General features: G+C 64.7%; 14 protein-coding genes and 1 pseudogene. 2 read left to right on the forward strand and 13 right to left on the reverse strand.

Annotated features, from left to right (window positions below; genetic code table 11):
• Positions 1-27 precede the first annotated feature (27 nt).
• The 7 genes and pseudogenes from I6F16_RS21335 to mtnK form a co-directional block, all read right to left on the reverse strand.
• Positions 28-1,309 (reverse strand): annotated as a pseudogene (locus I6F16_RS21335) (lipoprotein-releasing ABC transporter permease subunit).
• A gap of 79 nt (positions 1,310-1,388) precedes the next feature.
• A complete protein-coding gene (locus I6F16_RS21340; RefSeq protein WP_225113109.1) occupies positions 1,389-2,417 on the reverse strand; it encodes an oligopeptide/dipeptide ABC transporter ATP-binding protein in 1,029 nt (342 codons plus the stop codon).
• Positions 2,410-3,390 (reverse strand): ABC transporter ATP-binding protein, encoded by a 981-nt coding sequence (locus tag I6F16_RS21345; RefSeq protein ID WP_225113108.1) that lies wholly within the window; start codon positions 3,388-3,390, stop codon positions 2,410-2,412. The genes I6F16_RS21340 and I6F16_RS21345 overlap by 8 nt, the downstream gene beginning before the upstream one ends.
• Complete coding sequence (locus I6F16_RS21350; RefSeq protein ID WP_225113107.1) at positions 3,387-4,208, reverse strand: ABC transporter permease; 822 nt, start codon at positions 4,206-4,208, stop codon at positions 3,387-3,389. Before I6F16_RS21350 ends, I6F16_RS21345 begins: the two co-directional genes overlap by 4 nt.
• Positions 4,205-5,128: an ABC transporter permease gene (locus I6F16_RS21355; RefSeq protein WP_128265629.1), complete on the reverse strand. Its 924-nt coding sequence runs from the start codon at positions 5,126-5,128 to the stop codon at positions 4,205-4,207. Before I6F16_RS21355 ends, I6F16_RS21350 begins: the two co-directional genes overlap by 4 nt.
• Before the next feature lie 54 nt (positions 5,129-5,182).
• Positions 5,183-6,769 (reverse strand): ABC transporter substrate-binding protein, encoded by a 1,587-nt coding sequence (locus tag I6F16_RS21360; protein WP_225113127.1) that lies wholly within the window; start codon positions 6,767-6,769, stop codon positions 5,183-5,185.
• Positions 6,770-7,014: 245 nt separating this feature from the next.
• Positions 7,015-8,304 (reverse strand): S-methyl-5-thioribose kinase, encoded by a 1,290-nt coding sequence (gene mtnK, locus I6F16_RS21365; RefSeq protein ID WP_225113106.1) that lies wholly within the window; start codon positions 8,302-8,304, stop codon positions 7,015-7,017.
• A 230-nt stretch (positions 8,305-8,534) separates the two neighbouring features.
• Here mtnK and I6F16_RS21370 point away from each other — a divergent pair, with 230 nt between their 5' ends.
• A complete protein-coding gene (locus I6F16_RS21370) occupies positions 8,535-8,984 on the forward strand; it encodes a YidB family protein (protein ID WP_036025325.1) in 450 nt (149 codons plus the stop codon).
• Positions 8,985-9,015: 31 nt separating this feature from the next.
• Positions 9,016-9,279 (forward strand): GlsB/YeaQ/YmgE family stress response membrane protein, encoded by a 264-nt coding sequence (locus tag I6F16_RS21375; RefSeq protein ID WP_024341246.1) that lies wholly within the window; start codon positions 9,016-9,018, stop codon positions 9,277-9,279.
• On the opposite strand, the gene I6F16_RS21380 is transcribed toward I6F16_RS21375, so the two are convergent.
• The 6 genes from I6F16_RS21380 to nuoN are packed head-to-tail and all read right to left on the reverse strand — an operon-like array spanning position 9,280 to position 14,278.
• On the reverse strand, positions 9,280-9,633 hold the full coding sequence (locus I6F16_RS21380) for a hypothetical protein (protein ID WP_036025327.1): 354 nt from the start codon (positions 9,631-9,633) through the stop codon (positions 9,280-9,282). It lies immediately after the preceding gene.
• 30 nt (positions 9,634-9,663) lie between these two features.
• On the reverse strand, positions 9,664-9,939 hold the full coding sequence (locus I6F16_RS21385; protein WP_025036606.1) for a DUF1467 family protein: 276 nt from the start codon (positions 9,937-9,939) through the stop codon (positions 9,664-9,666).
• Positions 9,940-9,948: 9 nt separating this feature from the next.
• Positions 9,949-10,353, reverse strand: a complete 405-nt coding sequence (mce, locus tag I6F16_RS21390) for a methylmalonyl-CoA epimerase (RefSeq protein ID WP_036010154.1) — start codon at positions 10,351-10,353, stop codon at positions 9,949-9,951.
• Positions 10,354-10,363: 10 nt separating this feature from the next.
• A complete protein-coding gene (locus I6F16_RS21395) occupies positions 10,364-12,034 on the reverse strand; it encodes a ribonuclease J (RefSeq protein WP_225113105.1) in 1,671 nt (556 codons plus the stop codon).
• Positions 12,034-12,840, reverse strand: a complete 807-nt coding sequence (locus tag I6F16_RS21400) for a biotin--[acetyl-CoA-carboxylase] ligase (protein WP_128265624.1) — start codon at positions 12,838-12,840, stop codon at positions 12,034-12,036. Before I6F16_RS21400 ends, I6F16_RS21395 begins: the two co-directional genes overlap by 1 nt.
• A 1-nt stretch (position 12,841) precedes the next feature.
• Positions 12,842-14,278, reverse strand: a complete 1,437-nt coding sequence (gene nuoN / locus I6F16_RS21405) for an NADH-quinone oxidoreductase subunit NuoN (RefSeq protein WP_225113103.1) — start codon at positions 14,276-14,278, stop codon at positions 12,842-12,844.
• Positions 14,279-14,297: the final 19 nt, after the last annotated feature.

Below are 14,297 nucleotides of genomic sequence, written 5' to 3' on the forward strand. Positions count from 1 at the left end.
CAACACGCCCACCATATAGCCTCTGCACTAACCCCGCTGTCGCAGAGCCTCGACGGGATCGAGCCGCGCAGCTCGCCACGACGGATAGAGCGTTGCGAGGAATGACAGGGTCAGCGCCATGGTCACGACAGCTGCGGATTCCAAAGGGATCGATCTCCGCCGGCAGTTTTGACAGAAAATAGAGCTTTGGCGGGAACAACTCGGTACGCGTCAGCCAGGACATCAATTGCCGGACCGCTTCGATATTCCTGCAGACGAGAAGCCCGACGCCGAAGCCGATCAGCGTCCCGGCCACGCCGATCGAAGCGCCGGTGATCATGAACGTCCGCATGATCGCACCCCGTGAGGCGCCCATGGTCCTGAGGATCGCGATGTCGCTGCCCTTGTCCGTCACCAGCATGATCAGACCGGACACGATGTTCAGCGCGGCCACTAAGACGATCAGGCTGAGGATGAGGAACATCACATTTCGTTGGACCTCGAGCGCGTTGAAGAACGTCGTATTTCGCTGTCGCCAGTCAACGAGGAAGATTGGTCGACCAGCCGCTTCCGCTACCGACTTGCGAAACAGGTCGATCCGATCGGGATTGGCCGTGAAAACCTCGATCGCGGTCACGTCCTGATTGCGGTTGAAAAACGCCTGCGCTTCTGCGAGCGGCATGAAGATGACGCCCGCGTCGTATTCGGACATCCCGATCTCGAAGACAGCCGCGACTCGATATTTCTTGACGCGCGGCATCATACCCATAGGCGTGACTGCGCCGCGTTGCGCAACGAGCGTGATACTTTCGCCGGCACGGACCGAGAGTTGATCGGCAAGACCCTGGCCGATGGCGACGCCCTGGCTCTCGTCAAAATGTTCAAGTGAGCCCTCCTTGATGTCATTGGCTATCGAGGGAAGCTGAACGAGATCCGCCGCCCGAATGCCGCGCACCAAAACGCCGGAAGCGTTTGACGACGATGCCAGTGCCGGGCCGTCAACGACCGGTACCGCCAACCGAACGCCCTGCGCCTGACCGATGCGCTCGGTGACATCCTTCCAGTCGGTCAAAGGGGTCTCCAGCGGCTGCGCCACAATATGCCCGTTGAACCCGAGGATCTTGCCCAAAAGTTCGGTGCGAAAGCCGTTCATCACCGCCATGACGATGATCAGCGTGGCGACCCCGAGCAAGATTCCGAGAAACGAAAACCCCGCGATGACTGAGACAAACCCCTCTTTGCGACGGGCGCGTAGATAGCGTGCAGCGAGCATCCATTCGAACGGTGCAAAGGGTCCTGCTTGCGGCGAATCCATCACGGTCTCGTCCATCATCCGATTAGGTCCGCCATTCTGTTCTGTTATGATCGGATTGGCTACCTTGCGTGTGCCCAGACGCGCCTTCGGCGCATCAGCCCTCGGTCGAGACTAACGCCATCCGCCCCGCAATCTCCTCACTCCGCCAGCACCGCACCGCATGCCCATCCGCCCGCGTCCCCAGCGCCGGTCCCGGCTCGCTCCGGCACACCGCCTCGGCGTAACGGCAGCGCGGGCTGAAGGCGCAGCCGTTCGGCGGGTTGAGCGGATTGGGCAGGTCGCCGCCGGTCGTCGCCAGCGGCGCATGGCGCAGCGGATCGGGGATGGCCGCTATCAGGGCCTGCGTGTAGGGGTGCGCGGGGCGCTCGAAAATCTCGCGCCAATGGCCGTTCTCGACGATGCGGCCGAGATACATCACCGCGACGCGGTCGCTCATGTGCTCGACGACGCCGAGGTCATGGCTGATCATGATGTAGGACAGGCCGAGCGTCTCCTTCAATTCCAGCAGCAGGTTGATGATCTGGGCGCGGATCGAGACGTCGAGCGCCGAGACCGGCTCGTCGCAGATGACGATCTTCGGGTTGAGGATCAGGGCGCGGGCGATCCCTATGCGCTGGCGCTGGCCGCCGGAGAACTCATGCGGATAGCGGTCGGCCTGCTCGGGGCGCAGGCCGACGTGCCTGAGCATCGTCGCGAGGCGGTCCTCGATCTCGCTTTTCGCGGTCACGCCGTGCACGCGCAGGGGATCCTCGAGCGTGCGGCGCACGGTCTGGCGCGGATTGAGCGAGGCGTAGGGATCCTGGAACACGATCTGCACGATGCGGGCGAGCGCTTTCCGGTCTCCGGATTGCCGGTTCGTGACGACCTGCCCGTCCAGCACGATGCGGCCGCGCGTCGGCGTCAGCAGGCCCAGAATGGACAATGCGACCGTCGACTTGCCCGAGCCGGACTCGCCGACGAGGCCGAGGCATTCGCCGCGCTTCAGCCTGAGGTCGACGCCGTCGACGGCGCGGAGCAGCCGACGGCCGCGGCCCAGCAGGCCGCCGCCGAGCGGAAAGTGAACGGCGAGATCCTCCACGCTGAGGATCACATCGTCATCCGCTCTCCCCTTTGGCTCATGCATGGTGGTGACACCGGACGAAACCGCCCGCCTCCAGCCCTTCCGTCTGAGGCGCGGTGGTTCGGCAAATATCCGTCGCCTGCGCGCAACGCGGATTGAACCGGCAGCCATCGGGGAAGCGCGTGATCGCCGGCACGACGCCCGCGATCTCCTTCAGCCTGCTGCGGCCGAGCGCAGCACGGCTGCCGAGACGCGGCAGGGAGTCGACGAGGCCCTGCGTATAGGGATGGGAGGGCGCTCGGAAGATGTCGGCCGAGCCGCGCTCCTCGACGATGCGGCCGGCATACATGACGGCGACGCGGCGGCAGACATTGGCAACAAGGCCGAGATCGTGGCTGATCATCAGGATCGCCGTTCCGCGCTCGGCGCACAGATTGCGCATCAGCTCGATGATCTCCGCCTGCACTGTGACGTCGAGCGCCGTCGTCGGCTCGTCGGCGATCAGCAGGTCCGGACCGCAGGCGAGCGCAATCGCGATCATCACGCGCTGGCGCATCCCGCCCGACAGCTGATGCGGATAGTCCTTCACGCGCCGCTCCGGCGCGGGGACGCGGACGCTCGCGAGCGCCTCGACCGCCAGCTGGTTGGCCTCCCGCCAGCTCTTGCCCTTATGCAGCACGAACATCTCGGCGATCTGCCGCCCCACCGGCGAGACCGGGTTCAGCGCCGTCATCGGCTCCTGGAAGATCATGGCGATGCGATTGCCGCGCAGTTGCCGTTGCCTCGCAGCGGACAGGTGCTGGATCTCCTGGCCCTGGAACCGGATGACGCCGCCGCCGATCGACAAGGGTGGCCGCAGCAGGCCGATCAAAGCGAGCGCCGTGATGCTCTTGCCGCAACCGGACTCGCCGACGAGGCCGAACGTCTCCCCGCCATCGATGCGGAATGAAACGCCTTCGGCCGCAGCAACGCGCCTTAATCCGTCATCGAGATCGATGCGGAGATCCTCGACCTCGAGCAGCGGCGCGCCGGTCATGTGCGCCGGCTCCGCGATTGCGGATCGAGGATGTCGCGCAGGCCATCGCCGAGCAGATTGAGGCCGAGCACGGTGAGGAAGATGGCAAGGCCCGGGAAAATCGAAAGCCACGGCGCCGTCGTGATCTGCTCGCGCGCTTCCGACAGCATGCTGCCCCAGCTCGGAAAGGGCGGGCGGACGCCGAGGCCCAGGAACGACAATGCGGCTTCGGACAGGACCGCGCTGCCCATGCCCAGCGTGCCGATGACGACGATCGGTCCCAGCATGTTCGGCAGGAGCTGCGTGATCATGATGCGCACGTCACCGTAGCCGAGCACGGTTGCCGCCTGCACATAGCCCTGGCTCCGCAGCGACAGTGCCGAGGCCCGTGCGAACCGGCAGGTGAACGACCAGTTGGTCAGCCCGAGCGCGATCAAAAGGCTGGTCAGGCCGGGACCGAGCACGGCCATGATGGCGAGCGCAAAAATCAGCGAGGGGATCGCGAGCATGAGGTTGGTCAGGGCGTTGACGACGTCGTCCCACCAGCCGCCGAAATAGCCGGCACTGAGGCCGAGCGCCACGCCGATGACGCTGTTGATGAGCTGGGAGACGATGCCGACCGTCAGCGAGACGCGCGCGCCGTAGAGGACACGGGAATAGATGTCGCGGCCCTGCGCGTCGGTGCCGAACCACCAGGTCCAGCTCGGGGGCTCCTCCGCATTCATGAGGTTGGCGTCCATCACGGGATCGGTATGTGCCAGCCATGGCGCGAGCAGGCCGACGACGATCGCCAGCGCGAACAACGCTCCCCCGATGACGAGATTGGCGCGCAGCTTCATGCGTATCTGATCCTGGGATCGATCACGCCGTAGAGCATGTCGATCAACAGATTGATCGCGAGAAAGAACATCACCACGACGAGGATGGAGCCCTGGACGGCGGGAATGTCGCGCTGGAGCACGCTGTCGACCAGCAGCGAGCCGATGCCCGGCCAGGAGAACAGTTTCTCGACCACCACCGCCTGCCCCATCAGCGCGCCGAATTGCAGGCCCATGGTCGTGAGGATGAGTACGAGCGCGTTGCGCATCACGTGCCACTTGACGACCCTGGTCTCGCTCATGCCCTTCGAGCGCGCGGTGCGGACGAAATCCGCGGTCATGATCTCGAGCACCGCGGCGCGCGTCGTCCGCGCCAGCAGCGCCATCGGCGAGACGCCAAGCGTCACGGCGGGCAGGATCAGGTATTTGAGGCTGCCGTCACCGTAGCCGAAACTCGGCAGCCAGCCGAGCTTGAGCGCGAACAGGTACATCAAGAGCAGCCCGAGCCAGAACTTGGCCAATGACAGGCCGGACACTGCCAGCATCATCGAGACGGTGTCGACGAGGCTGCCCGGCCGCAAGGCGGCGACGAAGCCGAGCGGCACGCCGAGCAGAATCGCAAACGCCATGGATGCGAAGATCAGCTGCAGCGTCGGCCATGCCCGCTTGGCGATCATGGTCGTGACAGGCTCACGGGTCCGGAACGATGTTCCGAAATCGCCGGTCGCGAGCCCGGCGATGTAGGTGCCGAAACGCATATAGACGGGCTGATCGAGGCCGAGCTGCTTCTTCATGCGCAGCTCGACCTGCGGATCACTGTCGTCGCTCATGCTCGAGACGATGCTGCCGGGAACGACGCTGAACAGCACAAACACCAGCAGCACCACGGCGAGCACGGTCGGGATGGTCTGCAGGACGCGGCGGATCAGGAACGCGAGCATCTCAACTTTTCCCCGCTCCCTCCCTCGCCGGTCGCGCTGGAGGGAGCGCGCGTGTCACTTCGCGGGCGAGGTCTCGTCGACCCAGAGCTCCTCGACGTTCTGGTGGGTCAGCTCGGTCGCGTTGAGCTGAATTCCCTTGAGCCAGGGCTGCACCGCCATGACCGCCTTGTTGTAGTTGAAGAACCAGACCGGCGCCTCGTCGTAGAGCAGCGCATTGGCCTTCTGTAGCAGCTGGATGCGCTTGGCCATGTCGTCGGTCTGGCCGGCCTCATCGAGGATCTTGTCGAAGTCGGGATTCTTGTAGGTCGTGTAGTTACAGGCCGCCTGCGGCGTCGCCGAATGGAAGCATTTCAGCGCGGCCTGAGGATCCGGGCCGCTCGCCTGGGAATAGATGAAGGCCTGGTAATCGCCGGTGCGGACCACCTCCGCCAGCACAGCGGTTTCGACCTGCTTGACCTTGGCCTTGATCCCGACCTTGTCCAGCATCGGAATGACGGCCGAGACGATCGGCAGGCCCCAGCTTTCATTCTGGCTGGTGGTCCATTCGAACTCGAAGCCGGATGCGTAGCCCGCCTCGGTGAGCAATTGCTTGGCCTTGGCGGGATCGAAGGGGTAAGGCTTCATCGCCTTGTCGTAGGCCGGCGAGGTCAGCGGCAGCCAGCTGGTGGCGCGGTAGGCCTTGCCCTTGACCAGCTTGTTGATGATCAAATCGGTATCGATGGCGTAATTGATCGCCTGCCTCACGCGCTTGTCGGAGAACGGCTTGACCGCGGGATTCATGCCCATGTAGCGCGTGAACACCTCGGCGACCTCGACGATGGTGCCCTTGAGGTCAGCGTCGGATTGGTAGGCGACGTACTGCGCAGGTCCCAGCACCGAGGTGTCGATCTCTTTGTTGCGGAAAGCGACGTCGCGCGCCGCGGCCTCGCCCATGACCGACACCACGATCTTGTCGGCATAGGGCTTGCCGGGCTTGTAGAACCGGTCCCAGCGCTCCAGGACGATGCGCGATCCCGGCACATGCTCGACGAACTTGAACGGACCGAGACCGATCGGCTTCTGGATGAAGCTTTCCTTGGCGGCCTCGTCGGCGGGATAGATCGAGGTCAGCGCGGTGAAGAAATAGAAGCCCGGATCGACCTTCTCGGTCAGCTTCATCTCGATGGTGAAGTCGTCGATCTTCTTCAGGCCGGAGATCTCCTTGGCCTGACCCTTCTCCACCGCGGCGGCGCCCTCGATCACGCGGACGTAACGCGCGCCGGGATAGGCCTTGCTGCCGTCCATGATGCGGTTGTAGGACCAGATGACGTCGTCGGCGGTCATCTTGCGGCCGCTGTGGAAATAGGCGTCGTCGCGCAGCTTGAAGGTGTGAACGAGGCCTCCGCCCGAGACCACGTCCTCCTTGGCGAGCTCCAGCACTGGCTTGCCTTCCGCCGAATTCCAGATGTAGAGCGAACGGTGCAGGGCCTTGGCGTAGATCTCGTCCTGGGCGCGCTGCGTGGTGTGAATGTCGAGGCTGGTGAAGCTCGAGCCGTAGGGCGCCGTCATGCGGATGGTTCCGCCCTTGCGCGGTGTCTGCGCCTCGGCTGTGGCGGCGAGCGCCAGTCCCAAACCGGCAACGATCGCGATGGTCTTGAACATCATGTGTCCCCCCGACGCAGGCGTATTCCGATGAGTGATTTGATCATTCGTCGCCTGCCGAAAGCAAGCTTCGTTTTGACGGCAAATGATGCCGGTTCCTGAGGCAGTCTTTCGGCGGGGCATTGACGCGGTGCGTCATCGACGACCAGGATCGATGAACATTTTTCCTGATCAACGCGACCAAGCTCAGGATCACTTTTTGAGCCGCGAGCGCGGCTCCTCCTCCGTCATGGCGAGAGCCCCTGTCAGCCCGACAATTCCGGCATCCAGTCCCGCAGTTTTCGCGCGGCATTCGTCACATCCGCGATGGTCCGGAACGACGCCGTCTCCACCATCATCGCCCTCGCCAGCCGCACGGCACGGGCTTCGCTGACCGCCCGCGTGCGCGGGTCCTCGATCAGTTCGAAATCCATGTTGTGGGCGAGGCCGAAGATGCGGCGGATGATTTTTGCGGCTGCGAAGCCGACAGTGTCGGCGAACAGGCGTTGCATGTAGCATTGTCGCTCGGCTTCCAACCGCGCGGCACCCTGTTCGCCGGCGAAAAGCGAGACCGGATAGGCATCGCCGGTGCCTCCCGCCCGCCAGAGATCGAGGAACTTTCGGGCGAACTCGGTCCAGACCTGCTCGACCGTCTCCAGCACCCAGGCCTCGAATGCCGCCCGTTCGCCCGGCGCGCGCTCGTGGCCGGCGGAAGCGAAATAGGCCATCAGGAGATTGGCCAGCACGGCGCCGATGTCGAAGCCCATCGGACCATAGAATGCGAATTCCGGATCGATCACCCGGGTCTGGCCGTCCGTGACCATGATCGAGCCGGTGTGGAGGTCGCCATGGATCAGCGCTTCCGGGCTCGCCATGAATTTCAGCTTCAGCCGGGAGACCGCGACATGCAGCTCCAAGTCCTCGCGCAGGTTCGCGGCGAGGCCGTCGAGATGGGGCGCGGTCCAGCGGTTCTGCTCGGCGATGCGGTAGGGATCGGTGAAGATCAGGTCCTCGGTGATCTTGCAGAGCGCATGGTTGCAGGCAAAGGCCGCGATGGCCTCCTTCTTCTCGGCCGCTGACAGCGCGAGGTCGGAGGTGAAGAACAGCGTCTGCGCCATGAAGGTGGTGATATCGTCGACGAAACGCGGATAGCGCGTTGCCGCGACCAGGCCCTTTCGCATGATGATGTGGGGCTCGAGCAGCTCCATCACGGTCAGCGCCAGGGCCTCGTTGTGATGCAGCACGGCCGGCACCAGGCCGGGCGCGAGCTGGGCCTGGCGGGACAGCGCCAGATACTCGTAATGGGCGCGCGACAGCGGCAGCGGCCAGCTCTCGCCGACCAGGCGGACATAAGGCAGGGCCTGCTTCACGGCAATGCCGCCGCGTGCGCCCTTGACGATGAAGACGAGGTTGAGGTTGCCGTCGCCCACCTCGGTGATCGCCCAGGAGGACGCCTCGCCGCCAAGGAGCGCGGCGATATCAGGCAAGCCCGCGAGATAGTCCCGCAAGTCCGCCTCGTGCAAAATCCGATAGTCCCCTGCCCGGTCCCCGGTCATTGCGATCCCATCCCATGTCTGGGCCGGATCGCTACTCCCGATGCTGGCAAGCTCGAGCCGATCCGGCCATTCTTTTCATCGGATCGTAGCCACAATGTACGTTGTCTGCCACCCGGTGCTTTGGTGGCGGCCAAGCTGGGACGCTTGGTCGCGAGCTCCGATTGGTCGATTGAGGAACCCAAGCAAGCTGAGACGGTTTTGGGTTTCTGACCTTCTAAAAGGAGCGAGCGATGAGCCGCGGAATGCCATCTATGACTGCCCTGCTGGCGATGCTGGCCATCGCCGGATATCAGAACCGCGACAAGCTGGCGGAGCTGCTGAAAGGCGCCGGCGCCGGCTCGTCCACGGGCGGCCAGCAGCCGCTCGGAGGCATGCTCGGCAATCTCGGCGGCATGCTCGGCGCTGGCGGAATCGGGGGCCTGCTCAATGGCGGGATTGGCGAGCTCCTGGAGAGGTTCAACCAGAATGGGCAGGGCGAGATCGCCGATTCATGGGTGAAGCCAGGCCCCAACAAGGAGATCTCCCCGCCGGAGCTCAAGCAAGCCATCGGCAGCGACGTCCTGGAGAAGCTCGCGCAGCAAACCGGGCTTTCCCAGGAGGAGATCGTCTCACGGCTAACCCGCGAGCTTCCTTCCGCAATCGACAAATACACGCCGGATGGACGCCTGCCCGACGCATAGAAGCAGCGGCTCAACTCGAAAAGGTGTACTCATGAGCATTCTCTGGACCATCATCATTGGCTTTCTCGCCGGCGTGATCGCCAAGTTCATCATGCCGGGCGACAACGAACCTTCAGGGTTCATCCTGACGACCATCCTCGGCATCGTCGGCGCCTTCGTCGCTTCGTATCTTGGGCAAGCGCTGGGCTGGTATCGCCCTGGCGAGGGTGCGGGCCTGATCGGTGCCGTGGTCGGCGCGATCATCGTGCTGTTCGTTTACGGTCTCTTCGCCGGCCGGCAGCGCCGCGCGATCTAGCTAGAAAGTCTCCCGCTCCAGGAAGCTGGAGCCGATGTCGGCCTTTCTCTTGATCGGATCGTAGTCGCAATAGACGCTGTCCGCGACCAGCGTGTAGCTGGCGCTGACCGTGTATTTGTCCGTCTTGACCGAGTTCAGGCCGATCACCGAGGTGCTCTTGCCGCCGTTCCATTTGAACGGCGTCGAGCTTTTGGCCTGCTCGCAGGCCAGCACGGCCTCGTTGAAGACATAGCCCTCGACGAACGCCTTCAGGGTGCGCACCTGCACCGCCATCCGCCATTCGAAATAGCCGATGGCACCGAGCCCTGCGACGATCAGCACCAGAAGCGCAATGACGATACGCTGAAATGTCATTTGTGACCCCATAACAACGCCAATCAAAACTTAAAACGGCATTCCCATCATCTTCGACAGGCGCTCGATCGAGAGATAGCCGGCATGATAGGCCGCAAGGCCAATGCCGAACACGATTGCCGAGATGATCGTGGTCCAGATCAGCTTGTGCCCCATGCGGGTGAGGATGGGAGCACCGGGATCGGTGCCGGGCGCGCCAACACCGTCCTCATGCTGGCTACGCACGCCGAACGGCAGCGTCACGAACAGCATGACCCACCAGAGCACGAAATAGATCGCGAGCCAGGTTGAAATCTGGATGGCCATGACGCGGCCCTATGCCTGCTCGATCTCGACGAGGGCGCCGGAAAAATCCTTGGGGTGCAGGAACAGCACCGGCTTGCCGTGGGCGCCGATCTTCGGCACGCCGTCGCCGAGCACCCTCGCGCCCTCCTTCACCAGCGTGTCGCGCGAGGCGATGATGTCGACGACCTCGTAGCAGACGTGATGGATGCCGCCGTCGGGATTGCGCTCGATGAACTTCGCGATCGGCGAGGCCTCGCCGAGCGGCTCGATGAACTCGATCTTGGTGTTGGGCAGGGTCGCGAACACGGTGGTGACGCCGTGCTCGGGCAGCGGCACGGCCTCGGAAATCTGGGCGCCGAAGGCCGCACCGTAGATCTTCGCGGCCTTGACCGCATCCTTGGTCGCGATCGCGACATGGTTGAGCCGGCCCAACATGTTCCCCTCCCTATACCGTCAGTACATGTACCAGACAGGGGGGCTTTTTGCCCCAATGTTCGTTGATCACGGCCCGGACAGCGCGTCGCACCGACTCGGCCAAGGCGTCCGGATCGCGCCGGCGCGCCCTCGGCAAGCCTTCGATGGTCGACATCACGGCATCGAAGACGACGTCGTCGAAGGCCTCGCCGGCCCTGTTCTTCTCGGGGATGCCGACCAAATCGAGCTCGGGATCACCGGCGAGCTCACCCTGCGCGGTCATCGCGATGGCGACGAAGGCGCAGCCGGAAAAGCCCATGCGGCGCCGCTCCACGACGGCACGGGACTTGGAGTCTTCCAGGATCGTGCCGTCCTTGTACAGACGTCCCGACGGCACCTCGCCGACGATGCCGGGATCGCCGGGGCCGAGCTTGACGAGGTCACCGTTGCGGCAGACCAGCACGCGCGGCACGCCGGCAGCGCGGGCGAGCTTGGCGTGCTCATGCAGGTGCAGGGCCTCGCCGTGGACCGGGATCAGGAGCTGCGGCTTCACCCAGGAGATCATATCGCGCAGCTCGTCGCGGCGGGGATGGCCGGAGACGTGGACCAGCGCATCGCGATCGGTGATGACCTCGACGCCCTGCAGCACCAGATTGTTGATGATCGAGCCGACCGCCTTCTCGTTGCCGGGAATAGTGCGCGAGGAGAAGATGACGCTATCGCCGCGGTTCAGCGTGATTTCAGGATGGTCGTCATTGGCGATGCGGGCCAGCGCGGCGCGCGGCTCGCCCTGGCTTCCGGTGCACAGCGCCAGCACCTTGTCCTGCGGCAGGTGGCCATAGACCTCGGGCGAGCGGAAATTCTGCACGCCCTCGAGATAGCCGGTCTCGCGCGCGACCTGCACCACGCGCTCCATGGCGCGGCCGACCACGACGACCTCGCGGTCCGCGGCCCTCGCGGCGTCAGCCACCGCTTTGACGCGAGCAACGTTGGAGGCGAACGTCGTCACCGCGACGCGGCCCTTGGCGGATTTGACGAGGTCGATGATGGTTCGGGCGACCTCGGCCTCCGAGGGCGAACGGCCGTCGCGCACGGCATTGGTGGAATCGCCGATCAAGGCGAGCACGCCCTGCTCGCCCAATTCGCGCAGCCGCTTCTCGTCGGTCGCGGCTCCAAGCGTCGGGGTCGGGTCGATCTTCCAGTCGCCGGTGTGCAGCACGATGCCGGCGTCGGTGTGGATCGCCAGCGCATGCGCTTCCGGAATGGAATGCGCGACCGGAATGAACTCGACGTTGAACGGACCGATATCGACACGGCCGCCTGAAGGCACCACGGTGACCGGAATCTCGGGCGCGTTGCGCTCGGCGGCGCATTTGGCCTCGAACAGCGCGGCGCTGAACCTGGTGGCGTAGATCGGGCATTTCAGCTTCGGCCAGAGGTCGATGATGGCGCCGAAATGATCCTCATGGGCGTGGGTCAGCACGAGGCCCATCAGGTTCTTGCGCTCCTTCTCCAGGAAGGAGATGTCGGGCATGATCAGGTCGATGCCGGGCAGATGCTCCTCATCGCCGAAGGAGACGCCGAGATCGACCGCAAGCCAGGCGCGCTGGTGACGGTTGCCGAGGCCGTAGATCGACAGGTTCATGCCGATCTCGCCGACGCCGCCGAGCGGCGCAAACACCAATTCGTCCGGCCTTGCCATCACGCTGCTCCCACCGAGGCGACGGGCCCGAAGAACACCTCGCCGGCCGCCACCGGAACGAGGCGGCCCTCCGCGGTGCGGACGATCAGGCAGCCGGTGTCGTCGATCGTGTCAAAAACACCTTCCAGCGTCATGGTTCCCGTGTGGATGGCAACCTTTTCGCCGAGGCCGGCGGCGCGCTCTAGCCAGAGCCTGCGGATCTCGGCAAAGCCGCGGCCATTGTCCCAGATGCCGCGGAACTCGACCCAGGCATCCGACAGCGCCATGAATAGCTCCTCGGCGCTGATCTGGACGCCGAGGGCGGCCAACGACACCGCGGGCGTCGGGGTGCCCTCGGGCGCGGCGACCACATTGGTCCCGATGCCGACCACGACGGCAAGGCCGCCACCGACGGCCTCGGCCTCAAGGCCAATGCCGACCAGCTTCTTGCCGCTGGCGAGCACGTCATTCGGCCATTTCAGCGCGTAGCGGGGCCGGCCTTCGCCGAGACGGAGCGCGGCCTCGAGGCTCACCTTCTCCAGTGCCGCCTCCTCGGCCAGCCCTGCGGCAAAGCCGAGCGTGGCGGCGACGGCGGGGGCGACGTCCATGACTTCGAGGATGCTGGCGGCGAGATTGCCGCGCGGCGCGATCCAGGCGCGCTGGCGCCGGCCGCGGCCGGCGGTCTGCTCGGACGTGACGAACCACATCGGGCCGCGCTCGCCGGCCCTGGCGTGTTCGATCGCCTCGGTATTGGTCGAGCCGGTCCGTTCGAACGCCGCGAGCCTGTAGCCCGCAGCCGATGCGCGAGGACCGAGCGCGAAGACCATCCTAGAACAACGACTTTGCCGCGGCGGAGGCGACGCTCACCACGGGCCCCGCGAACAGCGCAAACAGCAGGTTGAATAGGCCAGCGACCGCCAGCACCGTCCGCACTTCGATGCGGACCGGATCGACCCGGCCGGCTGGCTCGTCGAAATACATCGTCTTGACGATGGCGAGATAATAGTAGGCGCCGACCACGCTGGTCAGCACGCCGATGACGGCGAGCGTGAACAGGTTCGCCTTGATGGCGGCGACGAAGACGTACCATTTGGCGAAGAAGCCGGCGAGCGGCGGAATGCCGGCGAGCGAGAACAGCAGCATCGCGAACATGAAGGCGAGCAGCGGATTGGTGCGCGACAGGCCGGCGAAATCGCTGATCTGCTCCACGGCCTGGCCGTTGCGCTTCATGGCGAGAATGATGGAGAACGAGCCCAGCGTCATCGCGACATAGATCACGATGTACATCAACACGCCCTGCGCGCCTTCCACCGTGCCGGAGGCAAGGCCGACCAGCGCAAAGCCCATGTGACCGATCGACGAATAGGCCATCAGGCGCTTGATGTTGCTCTGGCCGATCGCGGCGAAGGAGCCGAGCGCCATCGAGGCGATCGACACGAACACCAGGATCTGCTGCCATTGCGAGACGATGCCGGGGAATGCGGTGAGCGTCACGCGGGTGAAGACTGCGAGCGCGGCGACCTTCGGCGCCGACGCGAAGAAGGCGGTGACCGGGGTCGGCGCGCCCTCGTAGACGTCAGGCGTCCACATGTGGAACGGCACGGCCGAGACCTTGAAGCAGAGGCCGACGAGCAGGAAGACGAGGCCGAACACCAGGCCGACATTCGAGACCGTCGCGGCCGCGGCGATCCCGGTGAAGCTGACGGTGCCGGTAAAACCATAGACCAGCGACGCCCCGTACAGCAGCATGCCCGAGGACAGCGCGCCGAGCACGAAGTACTTCAGGCCGGCTTCGGTCGACTTGGCATTGTCGCGGTTCGAGGCCGCCACGACGTAGAGCGCCAGCGACATCAATTCGAGGCCGAGATAGAGCGAGATCAGGTCGCCGGCCGAGATCAGCACCATCATGCCGAGCGTCGAGAGTAGCACCAGGATGGCGTATTCGAATATGCGGCGCGACGGGTCGGACAGGAACTCGGTCGACAGGACGAGCGTCACGGCCGAGCCGATCAGGGCCAGGATCTTCATGAAACGGGCGAAGTCGTCGACGATGAAGCTGCCGCCGAACGTCACCTGCTTGCCGGCGGGCTGCATGTAGACGAGCGCACCGACCACGATCAGAAGCACCACCGCAAGCGACGTCACGGTCCTGGTCGTCTCCTGCCCGCGATAGGCGCCGAGCATCAGAAGCGCCATCGCGCCGACCGCGAGCACGAGCTCGGGCAGCACCGGCGCCAGTTGATAACCTGCAGTCGAAAAGCTCATGGCGATATCCTGACCTGCC

Origin of the sequence: Bradyrhizobium sp. IC4060 (assembly GCF_020193715.1) — a bacterium.
In the GTDB taxonomy this organism is placed as follows: Bacteria; Pseudomonadota; Alphaproteobacteria; order Rhizobiales; family Xanthobacteraceae; genus Bradyrhizobium; species Bradyrhizobium yuanmingense.